The following is a 15,007-nucleotide window of genomic DNA, read 5'->3' on the forward strand; positions in this document are numbered from 1 at the left end:
GAACTCGTTGGTTATATCGACCGAACTCGTTGGTTATATCTACCGAACTCGGCGAACGCGGCCTCAACCGGAAGAGCCGTGAAACTCCCGGGAAACTTTGTTTGCCGCTACGCCACGTACAGTGTAGTTCCACATCAGCGCGTCGGTCCGCAGGGGATCAGCGGGAGACCAGGCCGCCGCTAGCCCGACGCCGTTTTCACCTTGCGCAGCACCCGGGCGGGCACGCCGCCCACCACAACGCCCGCGGGCACGTCCCGAGTGACCACCGCTGCGGCGGCCACTATCGCACCGGCCCCGACGCTTACCCCCGGGCAGACGACGGCGCCCGCCCCGATCCACACGTCGTCGCCGATGGAGATGGGGGCGGGCAGCAGCGTGCCGCGCTCGGCCACCGGCTCGGCGTGGTTGAGGGTCGCCAGCACCACGCGGTGGCCGATCAGCACTCGATCGCCGATGGTGATGCCGCCCTGGTCCTGGAAACAGCACCCGGCGTTGATGAAGACGTTTTGGCCGATACGAATATTGCGGCCGAAGTCGGTGTGGAATGGCGGCACCAGCCCGAGGGTTCGGTTCACGGGCGTGCCGGTCAGGCGCGCGAAAAGATCCTGAACCTCGTCGGGGGTGTGGTACGGCCCGTTGAGTTCGGCCGTCACCCGCAGAGCCTCCTGCGTCGCCCTCCCGGCGACCGCTGCGAGCGGCGAGCCACTGGGGATCGGCAGCCCCGCGGCCGTATGGGCCACAAGGTCCTGTGGGCCGAGGGCGGCGCCGTTGCCCGGCCGCATGCCCGACGACGGCGCCGCCCCCTGCGGATCAACAGTGGGTGTCACCGGCTCAGACCTCAAGCAAGACCTTGATCTCGCGGCGCTCGTCCATGGCCTTGTAGCCCTCGGCGGCGTCGTCCAGTGGGATACGGGTGGTGAAGACCTTACCAGGGTGGATCTCACCGGCCTGGATACGCTTGATCAGGTCGGGTAGGAGACGGCGCACAGGGGCCGGGCCGCCGTGCAAGTGCACCTGGGAGAAGAACAGGCCCAGGCCCTCGATCTGCTGGTCGTGGCTAACACCCACGAAGCCGACGTAGCCGCCGGGTCGGCAGGAGGCGATGGCCTGGTCCATGGAGACCTGGCTGCCCACCGCCTCGACCACACCGTGGGCGCCGTAGCCGCCGGTCAGCTCCTTGACCTTGGCGGCACCCTCCTCGCCGCGCTCGGGAATGACCACGTCGGCCCCGAATTCGCGGGCCAGGGCGGCCCGGTCCTCGTGGCGGGAGAAGACGATGACCTTCTCGGCGCCGAGAGTCTTGGCGGCCAGCACCGCGGACAGGCCCACGGCGCCGTCGCCGACAACGGCGATGGTCTTGCCGGGCCCGGCCTCGGCGGCTTCGGCGCCGAACCACCCGGTGCCCAGCACGTCGGAGGCGGCCAGGTAGTCGGCCAGGCGGTCGGGGTCCTCGGGCTCGCCTCCGGGCACGGCCACCAGCGAGCCGTCGGCCAGTTCCACACGCATGTACTGCGCCTGGGAGCCGGTGTAGTGGCCGGCGTTGGCGCAGCGAGACGGGTAGCCGGCCTGGCAGATCTCACAGGTGCCGTCCGACAGCATGAAGGAGCCGATCACGAAGTCGCCGACCTTGAGGGTCTTGACCTGCTCACCGGCCTCCACGATGGTGCCCACGTACTCGTGTCCCATGGGGCGGTTCTCTACAGGTTCCAGGCCGCGGTAGGGCCACAGGTCGGAGCCGCAGATGCAGGCGGCTGCCAGTTTGATGACGACGTCGGTGGGCTTGACCACGCGGGGCACTTCCACGTCCTCGACGACGACGTCGTCGGGGCCGCGCATAATCACGGCACGCATGGTCTCGGGCAGGGCGGTGGCAGTCACGAGAACTCCTTGATTCGGGATGGGCCGGGCGGCATTTGGCACCAAATGCTCCTCACTGCATAGGTTAAGGCCGATTGCCGCCGCTACGCCAGGTATTAACAGTGCCTGGAGACGCGCCAGCCGGTGCCGTGCGACCCACGAAACGAGGGTGTGCTACCTCTTACCACGCGGCACCGGCAGCACCAGCGGAGTGTCAGTGAGCGGGTCCCGGATTACGTGAACTTCCAGGCCGAACACCTCAGCAACCAACTGCGGGGTGATCACCTCCCGCGGGGCGCCGTTGGCCAGGATGCGGCCCGCACGCATGGCGATGATTCGATCGGCATAGCGGCACGCCTGATTCAGATCGTGCAGCACGGCAACGATCGTGGTGCCCAGCTCGTTATTCAGCTCCCGGCACAGCTCCAACACATCCACCTGGTGGGCCAGGTCCAGGTACGTGGTCGGCTCATCCAGTAGCAGCACATCGGTGCGTTGGGCCAGCGCCAAGGCGATCCACACGCGCTGCCGCTGCCCGCCCGACAGGGAGGCGACCCGCCTGCGGGCCAGGTCGGTGACATGAGTGCGCGCCATTGCGGCTGTCACCGCCTCGTCGTCCTGCCTGGACCACTGGTGCAGCAGAGACTGGTGGGGGTAGCGGCCCCGCGCCACCAGTTCGTGCACCGTGATCCCTGCAGGCGCGATAGAGGACTGCGCCAACAGCCCCACCCTGCGGGCGAAGGACTTCGGGCGGATGCGCGCGGCATCCTCCCCGTCGAGTAGCACCTGCCCGGAGTCCGGGACGAGCACCCGGCTCAGGGCGCGCAGCAGCGTGGACTTCCCGCAGGCGTTTGGGCCCACGATCAAGGTCACCTCGCCCGGAGGCACGCGCACACTCAGGTCGGACACCACCGGGTGCTCGGGATGGTAAGACAGGCACACGCCCCGAGCCTGCAGCTCGCTGCGCCGACTCGGGGCGGCCTGATCCCCGGCGGTCTTGGCGGACATGGTGTGTGGCTCGCCGTTTGTTACCCGGGCCCCGTGACCGGCGCTCACTTCACCGTGGTGCTGACTGCGTCCAGGACGAACAGGGCCGCTGTCGGGCCAGCATTGAGGTAGAAGGGGTCGTCCTCCACCTGCACGACCTGGTCGGCCCGCACGGCCGAGAGCGTCGGCCATAGCGACATGCCCGTCAACTCGGAGGCGTCCCCGCCCTGCACGCCGAACAGGATCCAATCGGCGTCGGCTTGGTCGAGCTGCTCCTCGGAGATGTCGATGGAGGTGTCGTCGGTGAAGGTCTGGGTGTCCGGTCGGGCCACCCCCATGTCGGCCAGTACCGAGCCGGCGAAGGATACGGCCCCGAAGATGCGGGTGCGGTCGCCGTTCTTACGCAGCAGGGACACGGTGGTGCTCGCGGGCACGCCGCTCCCGGCGGAGGCGGCGTCGGCGTGGAAGGCGTCCAGCCAGGCCTGGGCCGTCTCCGGCTTGCCCAGGGCGTCGGCCAGCAGCAGGAAGTCCTGCTTCCAGTATTGCCCGGTGCCCTGCGTGGCCACCGTCGGGGCGATCTCGGTCAGTGAGCTGTACAGGGATTCGGCGTCTTTGCCGGCGACGTTCATCAAGATCAGGTCGGGGGACAGATTCGCGATCTTCTCCACACTCGGCTCGGTGCGCGAGCCCACGTCGGTGATCGCGGCCAGGGCGTCGGCGTGCTCGGGGAAGGCTGCAGGAAGATAGTCCGGTACGGTGCCGGCGCCGTCGCCGGAGGTGGCACCCACCGGCACGACTCCCAGCGTCAGGGACGCATCCAACTGTCCGGTAGAGATGATCACCACCCGCTTCGGGGTGGCACCAATGGCGGTCTCGCCCAGGAAGTGGGTGACGGTGCGGGGGAAGACGTCGTCGCCGGATCCGGAGCCCATGCCCTCGGGGATGGTGGCGGGGACGGCGGTGTTGGCCGTATTCGCGGCTCCGGAGACGCTGGAGGCGGTAGAGGCCTCGGTGTTGGAGGACGTCGAGCCGGAGCAGGCGGCTAGGAGGGGGACGGTGACGGCGGCGCCGAGTGCGCCCAGGGCGGTGCGGCGAGAAAGTAGAGAAATCATGTGGTGAGGCTATCCTAAAGAACTGTGTATCGTGCAAGTGATGTCCGCCCCTTCGCATTGAATGCCGGAGCACTGCTGGGCGGCCTCGGCCTGCTGGCCGCTCTGTGTCTGCTCAGTCTCGCCGTCGGCTCCCGGCCAATGGGGATCTCCGAGGCCTGGCAGGGGCTGCGCGCCCACGATGACACGATCGCCTCCCTGATCGTATGGCAGTTGCGTCTACCCCGCACCGCCCTCGGCGTCGTCACCGGCGCCGCCCTGGCCGTGGCCGGAGTGGTTATGCAGGCCCTGACACGCAACCCCTTGGCTGAGCCCGGCATTCTCGGGGTGAATGCCGGTGCCTCCCTGGCGGTGGTGCTGTCCGTATGGCTGGGCGGCATCACGGGTGTATCCGGATACTTGTGGTTCGCCTTCGCAGGTGCGGCACTGGCAGCCGGCCTGGTCCAGCTAATGGCTGGCCGTAACGTTCAGGCCGGCCCTACCCGACTGGTTCTGGCCGGCATCGCCCTGGGTGCAAGCCTGAACGCGATCACCGGCACCATCACCATGTACGACACCAGAGCCTTCGACTCCTACCGCTTCTGGGTGGTCGGCGCACTCGAGGGCCGCGACGCCACCCTACTGGTCTGGGTGGCACCGTTTCTGGCCGTCGGACTGGTCCTGGCCCTCACCTCCGGGCACACGCTCAATGTCCTGGCGCTGGGGGAGGAGCAGGCAACCGCACTCGGTGCGCGGCTGAAACGGGCTCGGGTGCTGGCGCTGGTCTCCATCACCCTGCTGTGCGGAGCGGCGACGGCTGCGGTCGGTCCCATCTCATTCGTCGGGCTGGTGGTGCCCCATGTGCTGCGGTTATTCCTGGGTGCCGATCAGCGCCGGTTGTTGGTCGTCTCCCTGCTTGCCGGGCCGATCCTGCTGCTGACCGCCGACATTGTGGGGCGCATCCTGATCCGCCCCGACGAGTTGGAGGCGGGCGTGGTCACCGCCTTCATCGGCGGGCCCGTGCTGTTGTCCATGGTGCTGCGACGCGGGGAGTCGACCCGGTGATTGATACCCCGCGTTGCGAGCGCGCCCACGAACCGTCAGAAAACGGGGCCGCGCCGCCGGACGACAGCGGCTTTTGGCGCTCCGGTTCCCTTAAAGCCGTAGGTCCGCCGGCCGGGCGCCTGTTGCTGCGCCCGGGAGCGGGCACCCTGCTGGTGCGTCGCCGCGCCCTGGCGGTGGCGATGACACTGGCGGCAGTGGCCGTTGGGGTCGGCGTATACACGCTGCTTACCGGTGCCTACGAGCTGTCGACCACCGAGGCGTTGCGCGTGGTGGTCGGCGGCGGCAGCGACCTGGACCGGTTCATCGTGCTGGGGCAGCGTCTGCCCCGCGTGATCGCCGCCGTCCTGATCGGCGGCATGCTGGCCGTCTCCGGCGCCGTGTTCCAGAGCCTGTCCCGCAACCCGCTGGGCAGCCCTGACATAGTCGGCTTCACCACCGGCGCCACCACCGGCGGCCTGCTCGTCATCCTGGTTTCCACCGCCTCCTCCACCCTAACCATCGCCCTGGGCACCACAGTCGGCGGATTGGCCACCGCCGTTGTCGTGGTCGCTGTGGCCATGCGCCGCGGGGGCGCCGGTGAGAACCTGGTGCTGGCCGGCGTCGCCCTCTCCCAGACGCTGTCTGCGCTCAATGACTACCTGCTCTCGCGCGCAACCATTCAGGAGGCTGAGGTGGCCCGCGCCTGGCAGTACGGTTCGCTCAATGCCATCACCTGGGTGCAGGTAAGGCCCCTGATCCTCGCCGCCGCCCTCCTCATCCCACTGTCAATCGGGCTCGGCCGCCCGGCGGCGGTCCTGGAACTGGGCGACGACGCCGCCACCTCCCTCGGGCTGGGTGTGGGACGGCTGCGCGCCGCCATGCTCGGCTACGGGGTGGTGCTGGCGGCCGTATGCGTATCCGTGGCCGGTCCCATCGGATTCCTGGCGCTGGCCGCGCCCCAACTGGCGCAGCGGCTGGCCCGGACGGCGGGATTGACCCTGTCTGTCTCCGCCGCCATGGGATCCGCGCTGCTGGTGGTCGCCGACCTGCTGGCGCAGCGGCTGCTGGCCCCCTTCCAGATCCCGGTCGGGCTGCTGTGCGCCGCCTGCGGTGGGCTGTACCTCATGTGGTTGCTGGGGTTGCGTCGCCCCGTGTCCTAGTCGGTGCCCAGAGCGGGGCCGAGTGCCGCAATGCGTTCCAGCAAGGCCTCGACCTGTGGGTCGTCGGTAGCCTGGGGATCGGGCAGATCAATCTGTGGGCTGGGCGGGCGGTCCAGGCGTACATGCGCCCAGCCTATGGAGGCATGGCGCCGTGTGTGGTTGCAGGCCTCCACCACCCGGCCCCGCAGGGAGGCCCGAGTGCCATCAGGAGCGCGCTGACATGCCGTCTTGACCTGCTCGGGCCCCACCAGCGGCGCCATCAGGCCTGCTGCCGTAAGCGGTTCGCGCAGACCCGTTGCGGGGGACAGGTCGTGGTAGGCAAGTTCGGCTCTTCGCACCCGGGGATCGGCCCAGCCCTGCGGGGAGCGTTCGGCCACACGCGCCAGCACCGTGTATTTGATGGCCCAGTCCAGCTCGGTGCTCACCGTCGAGGTATCACCCGTGCGCAGCGCATCAGTACCGCGCCGTGCTAGATCCATGACTCGCGCCTTCAGACAGTCGCGCTCCTGCTCGAGGGCCTCAAGGCGGATCAGGGCGGTCTCCAACAGCTGCGGGCAGGTCACCGGTGCCCGCTCAGGCCGTGCACAGGGCGTGAGCGGGTCCAGGCTCCACGCCCGGGCCGCCGCGGCCGGGTCTACCAGCTCACATTCGGCCAGATCCCACAGCCCCCGTTCGGCCGCGGTCAGGGCGGCGTCCAGGAGCACGACCTTCAGCGCCGTCGTCCAGGGACTTATGGCCGAGTCCCCGGCCACCACATGCAGGCGACGCCACCGATCGGCGTCGGCATGCGGTTCGTCGCGGGTGTTGATGAAGGCCCGCTCGTGGGTGGGATCATCGGAGGCCGCCGCGCGGATGTGCTCGGCGCGTGCCGAGTAGCGCAACGGACCTATCGCCCCCGTGAAGTCGGGCTCCTGAGCCGGACCGGGCAATACGCCGGCACCGGCGAGCACCTGGCGTGCCGCCAGCAGACCTATGAGTCCGCCCAGCGGCAGTCGAGCGTCGCGTGCGACCTGATAGTTCTCGTGGCAACCGAAGGTTGCCCCCCACCCGTCGGTGTTGGACTTAAGTACGTGCACGCGCACACCGCGCGCAGCCAGGCGGTCATTGGCGGCCTGCGCCATCGCGCACAGTCGGGCGTCCCCGGCCAGATCCTGAGCGACGACGTCGCTGGTCCACAAGCACTCCGGGCCCGCGAACTCCGGGTGCTGGCCGATGTCCACGTACAGGCGCGCTCCGGAGGTGGTGAAGCGGTGGGTGCCGCTGGGCACGGAATCGGCGCCGTGAAAGATCTCCTGCACCGCCTCCTCCACGCTCAGCGGTGCGACCTCGTGGACCTGGGTACCCAGGTAGGAGCTGGTGACCCCGTACTCGGTCTCAATGCCGACGACGCGGTGTAGGCGCCCCTTAGGGGCGATCATTGCCCGCCCTGCTGGCGGAAGTTCTGCACGAAGGTAAGGGCGTTAACCTCCAGGACGTCGTCGATGCCGTCGAGCACCTCGTCCAGGCCCTGGGACTGGGCCTGCGGCGGAGCCGCCGGCGGGCTCTCGGGTTCGGACTCGGAGTCGTCGTGGGAGACCCGAGCATGGATACGTTCTGACATGGGTTCCTCCTTTAGGTGTCAGGTTGCGGCTGACGGTCGGTGGTGTTCACGTGGCCTGCGGGCGTTGCTGGTGCTGGGCGTAGACGCCCTCGTCCCATCCGTAGGTCTTCGGCTCGGGCGGAACCTCCAGGCCCAGTGCCTCCAGCGTCGCCACGAGTACGGCGGCCTCCTGAGACCTGGGGGAGGGGGGCGTGGAGCCAGCATCGGCGTCGGAGGGGATGACGGCGCCGGAATCTGGGCGGGACAGGCGCTCACGGGCGGCGCGCGCCGCCTGCTCGACCTGCGCCGCCGTCGGGCTGCCAGGATCGGACAGGGTGACCCGCAGCAGGTGGCGGGCGCCGATGTCAACCAGCACCGAGGTCCAACTGGCCGCCCAGACCCGCTCGGGGAAGAGCCGCAGCAGCGCCGCCCGTCCCCCGGCCCTAGTGTCGGCCGGAGCCGTCGTCACCGCGGCCTGTACCTCGGCCTCGTCCAGCACGGTGCGCACCGAGCCGGCCCGCTCCAAGCGGGCGGCTAGCGAAGTGGTCGGATCGACCACGCTGAACTGCAGGTCGGCGGCCCGCAGCCGGGCGTCGTCCCAGCCGCAGCCGTAGCGTGAGCGCAGCTGCTCCAGCAGTGTCAGTTTTGCACACCACTCCACCAGGTGGGCGGCGTGCTCGGGGCCAGCCCGCAGGGCGTCGAGGGCCTCACCCCACAGGTCGAGCACCAATGCGGTCTCCTCCTCCGGGCGCACTCCATGCGCCGGGGTATCCACCCCCGTAGTGCCGGATGGCTGAACCGCAGCCTCCCGCACCTCCTGGAGGAAGACCCGCTGCATCTCCAGGGCGCTCACCTCACCACCGGCGGCCAGAGGGCAACGCACCTGCACAGTCGGGTCATGGGAGAAGGCCCTGATGGCCGTCACCGGGTCGGCCAATGCCAGGCGGTCGGCCAGTGCCCGGGCGCGTTCGGGGAAACTCTCCACCAGCGACAGCAGCGCTGCTGTGGACCCCAGTCGCAGCAGGGCGCTGACGGCCAGGCTCGAAGAGTCTGCGGTGATGACGTGCAGACGGCGCCAGCGGGAGGCATCGGCGTGGGGCTCGTCACGCGTGTTGACGATGGGACGCTCGCGCGTGGTGTATAGCGAGACCTCCTGCTCCACGAAGTCAGCGCGGGCCAGCATCTGGAAACCGGGTACCTCACCCGCCGGCCCTATGCCCACTCTCCCCGAGCCACACAGAACCGTCCGGCTTACGAGGAATGGCACAAGCAGGTCGGTCAGCAGTTTCCAGGGAACCCCCCGGTCAACCGCGTAGGACTCGTGGGCGCCCCAGGCCGAGCCGTGTCCGTCGGTGTTGTTCTTAATGACCTGGATGCGGCCGGGACGCCGAGCCGACAGCGCTTGCTCCGCGCGATGCATGAGCCGGTCGCCGGCGCGGTCGTAACGCACCGCCTCCAGGGGCCGTACGCCTCCGGTGCGGCGTACTCGGGATGGGTGTGGTCCACGTATATGCGTGCGCCGTTGGTGGTGTGTGTGGCCGAACCCCGGTAGTAGTGCTGGCCGAAGCGGTCAACCCGCTGGATCCAGCGGACCGGAGCTCCGGTGAGCACCGCCCCCGCCTCCAGATCGGTGCGGGCCTCCCGGGCAAGAACGTGGTCACGCCCATCGCGGGCATCACGGGTGGGTAACTCCCCGGAGTAGTCGAAGCGGCAGCCCGCTCCCCACTCGAGTTCACGCGAGTCCTCGGCTGGAACATGCAATGTGGAGGGGGCGCCCTCGGCGGCCGCCTGGCGGGCATAGGCGTAGAGCAACTGCGAGGCCAGGGTCTCAGGGTCGGCCGCGGGGTCATCTCGGTCGATCAGGGCGTACTCGGTCTCTACGCCCATGACTCGCCGCACGGTGATCATAGTGACTCCTTTCCACCCGCCGGGACCAGGGCGACGACAGGGTCGGTGCGTCTGCCCCTGCCGACCACCCGCGCCCACTCCTCGGGATCGGAGGCGCCGGGCAGGTCGGCGGTTTCGGTGACCTCCGCGCGAACCGCCTCCAGCAGATGGCGGGTAGTCAGTCCTGGCCTGCCCGCCAGTGCCTCCTGGATGGCGGCGGCCTTGGCGCGCCCGACCACTGAGGAGATCATGGCCCCGGAGACCAGATCCGCTAGATGCCAGGTCTCCACAGCACCCGAGCGCCGATGCACCTGCAGCACGGCGGTGGTCTGGTCCCGGGTGAACAGGGCGGCCAGCAGCGCCTCACCCATAACGGACACCGCCGCCTGTGGTGATCCCGCGGCGTCGATCTCCTCCGGGGCCAGGGGCAGGTCGGTGGTGAGATAACGCGAGAGGATCTCACGGCAGGCCTCCGGATCGGGGCGGTCAATGCGAACCCGCACGTCCAGACGCCCTGGCCGCAGGATCGCCGGATCGATCATGTCCTCGCGGTTGGAGGCTCCGATGACCACGATATTGCGCATCTCCTCCACGCCGTCGATCTCCGCCAGCAGCTGTGGGACCACCGTGGTCTCCACGTCCGAGGACACCCCGGTGCCGCGGGTGCGGAACAGCGACTCCATCTCGTCGAAGAAGATCACCACCGGCACGCCCCGGTCGGCCTTGTCTCGGGCCCTGGTGAAGATCAGACGGATGCGGCGCTCGGTCTCCCCGACATACTTGTCCAGCAACTGTGGCCCCTTGATGCTCAGGAAATGGGTACGCCGCCCGGTCGTATACGCCAGGGAGGTGGCCACAGCCTTGGCTATCAGGGTCTTGCCCACACCCGGCGGCCCGTAGAGCAGCAGGCCTCGCGGCGGCCGCAGTCGGTGTTCGGCAAAGAGTTCGGGGTGGGTCATGGGCAGCTCGATGGTGTCGCGTATGCGCTTGATGGTGGCGTCCAGGCCGCCGATGGCCTCCCAGGGGGTGTTCGGGGCAGTCTCCAACAGCAGATCCTCAACCTCGCGCCGGGCCACAATGGACAGGGCAAAACCATCCTTGAGGTCGGCCATGAGGCTGTCACCGGGGCGCAGGCGCTCGCGGGCCAGCGCCGGAGTCAGGCGCAAGACGCGCACATCCTCACTGCGCACGGCGACCAGCACATGGGTGTCGTCCAGACGCTGCTCCAGACCCACCAGTTCACCGACATCGCCGGTGGGGGCGGTGGACACGGCGTCGAGGTTGGCGTTGAGCAGCAGGCTCGTGCCGGGCTCTAGGCCGCCAAGGGGCAGAGCGGTCGCGGCCCGCACCCGCATGCGGCGCCCGGACTGGGAGACGTCGAGGGTGCGCTGGAGGGGGTCGGCGACGCGTAGCAGGGTGGCGTAGGTCAGGGCCGGGGCACTCAGGCGCTCGATTTCGGCTCGGGCGGCGGCCAGTTCGGAGCGGGCGGTGCGCAGGGCCTCGGCCAGGCTGCGATTCTTGCGTTCGACCAGTTCGAGCTCGATCGCCGGAGTGGTGGGCCGGGCGTGGTCGGCCTGTTCCGGTGGCGCCGACGCGCCGTGGTCGGTCGGGGTGGGTGAATCGTCCACGGCCAGCTCCTTTGCGAGGTCTTGATGCCCGACACCGCCAGAATGGGACATCTGTGCCAGAAATTCTAGCGCCTCTGCGCAGCCGGTGGGGCATACTCGCCCCCTACTCGCCCCCTACTCGCGCCCCCATGAGGGCACGATGCGCACCTGGGCTGCCTTGATCACCGCCGTCACCAGCAGCCCAGGACGCAGCGACAACTCGGCGACCGCGGCCGCCGTTAGCAGGGCGCGCAGCAACTGCCCGTCGTCCAATTCCAGCACCACCGTCATGAGCCCTCCGCCACCTATCTCCCGCACCGTTGCGCTCAGAGCATTGCGGGGGCTGCCCGCCGGGGCGGACGCGGCCGCGGAAGCGGTTCCGGGATTGCGGGGATACAGGGCCACCGCCTCGGGCGGCAGCAGCACCAAGGCCGGCTCGCCGCGCCTGAACTCATTCCGTGCGCTCGCTTCGGCGACCGGGGCGGCCGCCACCTCGGTGCCGTCCGCCAGCCGCAGGAGCGGACGGTCGGAACTTCCGGCGAGGGTGCCGCGCAGCAGCGTCGTCCCGGTCAGTCGGGCCGTGAACGCGGTCTTCGGGGTGGCCAGGACCTGGGATGTAGGCCCGGATTCAATCACCCTTCCCCGACTCAGTACGGCGACGTCGTCGGCCAGAGCGGCCACCTCCGCCACATCGTGGGTGACCAGCAAAACCGTCAGTGCGTCACGGGCAGTGCGGCGGGCCAGCAGGGAGCGCAGCTGCTGGCGTGCCGCCACATCGATGGCAGCGGTCGGCTCATCCAGCACCAGCACCGCGGGACGGGTGGCCAGGGCGCGGGCCAGAGCGACGCGGGCCGCCTGTCCGCCGGACAGCTCGTCCCCGCGACGTTCCGCCAGATGTGTGGCGCCGACGGCGGCCAACTCCGCGTAGGCAACCTGTCGGGCGGCGGTGCGTGAGGTGCCCAGGCAGCGTGGGCCGAAGGCGACGTTGTCCAGCACCGACATGTGGGGAAAGAGGCCGGGGGACTGAGCTAGCAGAGCCACGCCGCGACGACCGGCGGGTACGAATCCTTCCGGGCCGTCCACCACCCGCTCGCCCAGGCGGACCTGTCCGCCGGTGGCATCCAGCAGCCCCGAGACCACGTCACACACGGTGGATTTCCCCGAGCCGTTGGACCCGATCAGGGCCAGAGTATGGCCGGCCGGAATGCTCAGATCAACGGCCACGTCCCGGGCGGCGCAGGTGAAGCACACGTGCACCGCCCTGCCATACGGGACGGGCGTGTCCGCCGGCGGCGACTCCGAGGGAGTGGCGGGGACGTCGTCGTCGTCGGGGACGGCCGTGCCGCTCGCGAGGGCGCCGACGTTGCGCGCAGGCCGCCCAATTCCGGTCAGACGACGACCAAGGGCGTCCCAGCGTACGCTCGTGGCGCCGACCACCAGGAACGAGGCGGCGATGAGTACCACTGCTAGGGCCAGGGCGGTGGGGGCGTCGTGCTCCCGCTCCAGGTATACCGCCAGCGGCACGGTGCGGGTGACGCCCTCGCGTGAGCCGGCGAAAGCGATGGTGGCACCAAACTCGCCCAGGCTGCGTCCCAGCGCCAGGGCCGTGCCGCGCGCCAGGGCCGGAGCGGCCAGCGGCAGTGTGATACGGGTCAGCACCGTCGTTGGACGGGCGCCGAGTGTGCGGGCGATCATCTCCGGGCGGGTGTCGCGCGAGCGCAGAGCCGCCTCCAGCGTGACCACCAGGTAGGGCAGGGAGACGAACACCTGGGCGATCACCACGGCGGCGGTGGTGAAGGAGATCTGCACGCCAAGTACGTCCAGAAGCGGGCCGAGCAAGCCCCGTTTGCCCAGCGTGGCCAGCAGGGCCGTGCCGGCCACCACCGGCGGCATGGTCATGGGCAGCACCGCCAGCACCCGGGCCAAGCGCACGCCAGGCCATTCGTGGGACAGCACGATCGCCAACGGCACACCCAGCACGACCGCGATGACGGTCGCCAGCAGGCAGGTGCGCAGCGACAGACCCAGCGCTAGACGGGCGGACTGCGAACCGAGCAGTTCGGGCAGCTGGGCCCAGGCCACGCGGGTGCCCAGGCCGACAAAGGGCAGGATGGTGGCGCAGGCGCCGATGACGGCCAGGAGTACCACCCAGACCGGTGGCTGGGCGCGGGTAGCCCGCGAACGCCCGGCAGACCGGTGTACGCCACCGGTGCGGGCAGGGACCGCCTCGTCGGTCATCGGTCGGCTCACCGGCCGATGGGGGCACCGAAGCCGTGCTCGGCCAGGATCGCCTGGCCGGCGTCGGACAGGACCAGATCGATGAAGGCCTGTGCGGCGTCGGGGTTCACGGTGTCCCGTGTGAGCGCGATCGGGTAGTGGTTGACAACGCGGTTGTCGGGCAGGGAGATGACTTCGACGGCGTCGCCAGCAGCGGCTGCATCGGTGGTGTAGACGATACCGGCGTCGGCCTCGCCGGATTCAACCTTGCCGCGCACGTCGGTGACTTTCTGTTCCTCAGAAACCGGGGTCAATGTGACGCCGAGCTGCTTGGCGAGGGTTTGGGCGGCTTCGCCACAGGGCACTTCGGGCGCGCAGATGACCAGGTCGACACCGTCCAGGGAGCCGTCGTTGATGCCGGTCACGCCGGCGGGGTTGCCGGGCGGGACGATGAGGGCGAGCGCATTGGTGGCGAACTCGGTCGGCTCGGCGAGCAGAGACCGGCTGGCGGCGTCGTCCATGGTGGAGTTGCTGGCGGTGGCAAGCACATCGGCCTGCGCGCCTTCGGACAGCGCAGTCACCAGGTCCTGCGAGCCCTGGAAGTCGAAAGTCACGGAGGCGTCGGGATGTACCTGTTGGAACTGCACGGCGATGTCCTCGAAGGCATCTTGCAGGGAGGCGGCGGCTAAGACTACGACCTGGCCGGAAAGGCCCGTGTCGGTTGTGGAGGCGCCGGTGGCGGGGGAAGTCGCACCTGAGGAGGGGGCGGTGGCGGAGCAGGCCGCAGCCGACAGCGCGGTCAGGAGCGCGGCGGCGCTCAGGGCGGCGCGGCGAGTGCATGGGGCCGTGAGCGAGTTGCTGCGGCATGACAGTTGCATGCGGATGTTCCCTTCGATTCGTGGGCGTTCTCGAGGCGCGCTGTCGGGCCGGGTTCCAAGCGCCAGGCTACCGGCACGCTCCCCGACTTCCCGACTTCCGTCGAGTTCGGTCGATATAACCATCGAGTTCGGTCGATATAACCGTCGAGTTCGGTCGATATGGTGGTTGCCTAAATCGGCTCTTCGTGTTTGGGTGTGTGGTCGGCGGTGTGTTCTGGTCGGCCGTGTGACGGCCCCTCCCTCACTCGAACGCAGCCTCCCGTGTTCGAACGCGGTGCGGCGCCCGAGGACGGGCTTCGCGTGGTTGTTCCGGGCGGCCGCGCCCTGGGGCGCGAGGTGCTGGTTCTTGACATCCATGGGACGGTTTCATCAGATGGCCTCACGGGGCAGACGGTTCCTCAGGTGCCACCAACGATTCGGTATGAACAACCACGGCTCGTACAACCCGCCAAACCGCCGAAACAAGCGGCGAATCATTGACCGCAACACACGAACCGTCGGGCACGAACCGTCGGGCACGAACCGTCGGGCCAGCACCCGAACTGTCGGGCACGATCCACCGCGAGCCACCAAGACTCACGGCGAGCCATCCCGCCGCCGCCCGCCGCGCCCACCGGGACCTACACACAAACCACCACCCACACACCCCGCCCATCCACCACACCCTTCAAACACGAAGAGCCACAAAACCCGGGGCTTGACA

At 69.3% G+C, this 15,007-nt stretch carries 11 protein-coding genes and 1 pseudogene; 2 read left to right on the plus strand and 10 right to left on the minus strand.

Going from position 1 to position 15,007, the window contains the following annotated elements:
- Positions 1-179: 179 nt before the first annotated feature.
- The 4 genes from CWT10_RS05950 to CWT10_RS05965 all read right to left on the minus strand — a co-directional run bounded on the left by CWT10_RS05950 (position 180) and on the right by CWT10_RS05965 (position 3,956).
- Positions 180-827, minus strand: coding sequence for a DapH/DapD/GlmU-related protein (locus CWT10_RS05950; protein ID WP_233187999.1), 648 nt, complete (start codon positions 825-827; stop codon positions 180-182).
- 4 nt (positions 828-831) lie between these two features.
- Positions 832-1,851: a zinc-binding dehydrogenase gene (locus CWT10_RS05955; protein WP_103061941.1), complete on the minus strand. Its 1,020-nt coding sequence runs from the start codon at positions 1,849-1,851 to the stop codon at positions 832-834.
- Positions 1,852-2,031: 180 nt separating this feature from the next.
- Positions 2,032-2,865: an ABC transporter ATP-binding protein gene (locus CWT10_RS05960; RefSeq protein ID WP_103061914.1), complete on the minus strand. Its 834-nt coding sequence runs from the start codon at positions 2,863-2,865 to the stop codon at positions 2,032-2,034.
- 44 nt (positions 2,866-2,909) lie between these two features.
- Positions 2,910-3,956, minus strand: a complete 1,047-nt coding sequence (locus CWT10_RS05965; protein WP_103061915.1) for an ABC transporter substrate-binding protein — start codon at positions 3,954-3,956, stop codon at positions 2,910-2,912.
- A 57-nt stretch (positions 3,957-4,013) separates the two neighbouring features.
- On the opposite strand from CWT10_RS05965, the gene CWT10_RS05970 reads away from it, so the two are divergent.
- On the plus strand, positions 4,014-4,997 hold the full coding sequence (locus CWT10_RS05970; RefSeq protein ID WP_269843705.1) for a FecCD family ABC transporter permease: 984 nt from the start codon (positions 4,014-4,016) through the stop codon (positions 4,995-4,997).
- Entirely contained in the window at positions 4,994-6,136 is a 1,143-nt protein-coding gene (locus tag CWT10_RS05975; protein ID WP_416171679.1) for a FecCD family ABC transporter permease, read from the plus strand. Before CWT10_RS05970 ends, CWT10_RS05975 begins: the two co-directional genes overlap by 4 nt.
- Here the strand turns inward: CWT10_RS05975 and CWT10_RS05980 are convergent.
- The 6 genes and pseudogenes from CWT10_RS05980 to modA all read right to left on the minus strand — a co-directional run bounded on the left by CWT10_RS05980 (position 6,133) and on the right by modA (position 14,304).
- Entirely contained in the window at positions 6,133-7,554 is a 1,422-nt protein-coding gene (locus tag CWT10_RS05980) for a proteasome accessory factor PafA2 family protein (RefSeq protein ID WP_103061917.1), read from the minus strand. The genes CWT10_RS05975 and CWT10_RS05980 overlap by 4 nt on opposite strands.
- Positions 7,551-7,736 (minus strand): ubiquitin-like protein Pup, encoded by a 186-nt coding sequence (locus tag CWT10_RS05985; RefSeq protein WP_103061918.1) that lies wholly within the window; start codon positions 7,734-7,736, stop codon positions 7,551-7,553. Before CWT10_RS05985 ends, CWT10_RS05980 begins: the two co-directional genes overlap by 4 nt.
- Before the next feature lie 46 nt (positions 7,737-7,782).
- Positions 7,783-9,623 (minus strand): annotated as a pseudogene (locus CWT10_RS05990) (proteasome accessory factor PafA2 family protein).
- Positions 9,620-11,230: a proteasome ATPase gene (arc, locus tag CWT10_RS05995; protein ID WP_233188000.1), complete on the minus strand. Its 1,611-nt coding sequence runs from the start codon at positions 11,228-11,230 to the stop codon at positions 9,620-9,622. Before arc ends, CWT10_RS05990 begins: the two are co-directional and overlap by 4 nt.
- 114 nt (positions 11,231-11,344) lie before the next feature.
- Complete coding sequence (gene modB / locus CWT10_RS06000; RefSeq protein ID WP_332881175.1) at positions 11,345-13,459, minus strand: molybdate ABC transporter permease subunit; 2,115 nt, start codon at positions 13,457-13,459, stop codon at positions 11,345-11,347.
- Positions 13,456-14,304, minus strand: a complete 849-nt coding sequence (gene modA / locus CWT10_RS06005) for a molybdate ABC transporter substrate-binding protein (protein ID WP_103061922.1) — start codon at positions 14,302-14,304, stop codon at positions 13,456-13,458. Before modA ends, modB begins: the two co-directional genes overlap by 4 nt.
- Between the last annotated feature and the right edge of the window lie 703 nt (positions 14,305-15,007).

Source organism: Actinomyces qiguomingii (assembly GCF_004102025.1).
Taxonomy (GTDB): domain Bacteria; phylum Actinomycetota; class Actinomycetes; order Actinomycetales; family Actinomycetaceae; genus Actinomyces; species Actinomyces qiguomingii.

Excerpts from the sequence above, each read along its gene's own strand:
- CWT10_RS05955 (WP_103061941.1), bottom strand. The coding sequence starts at position 1,851 with ATGCGTGCCGTGATTATGCGCGGCCCCGACGACGTCGTCGTCGAGGAC.
- CWT10_RS05960 (WP_103061914.1), bottom strand. The coding sequence starts at position 2,865 with ATGTCCGCCAAGACCGCCGGGGATCAGGCCGCCCCGAGTCGGCGCAGC.
- CWT10_RS05965 (WP_103061915.1), bottom strand. The coding sequence starts at position 3,956 with ATGATTTCTCTACTTTCTCGCCGCACCGCCCTGGGCGCACTCGGCGCC.
- CWT10_RS05980 (WP_103061917.1), bottom strand. The coding sequence starts at position 7,554 with ATGATCGCCCCTAAGGGGCGCCTACACCGCGTCGTCGGCATTGAGACC.
- CWT10_RS05985 (WP_103061918.1), bottom strand. The coding sequence starts at position 7,736 with ATGTCAGAACGTATCCATGCTCGGGTCTCCCACGACGACTCCGAGTCC.
- modA (WP_103061922.1), bottom strand. The coding sequence starts at position 14,304 with ATGCAACTGTCATGCCGCAGCAACTCGCTCACGGCCCCATGCACTCGC.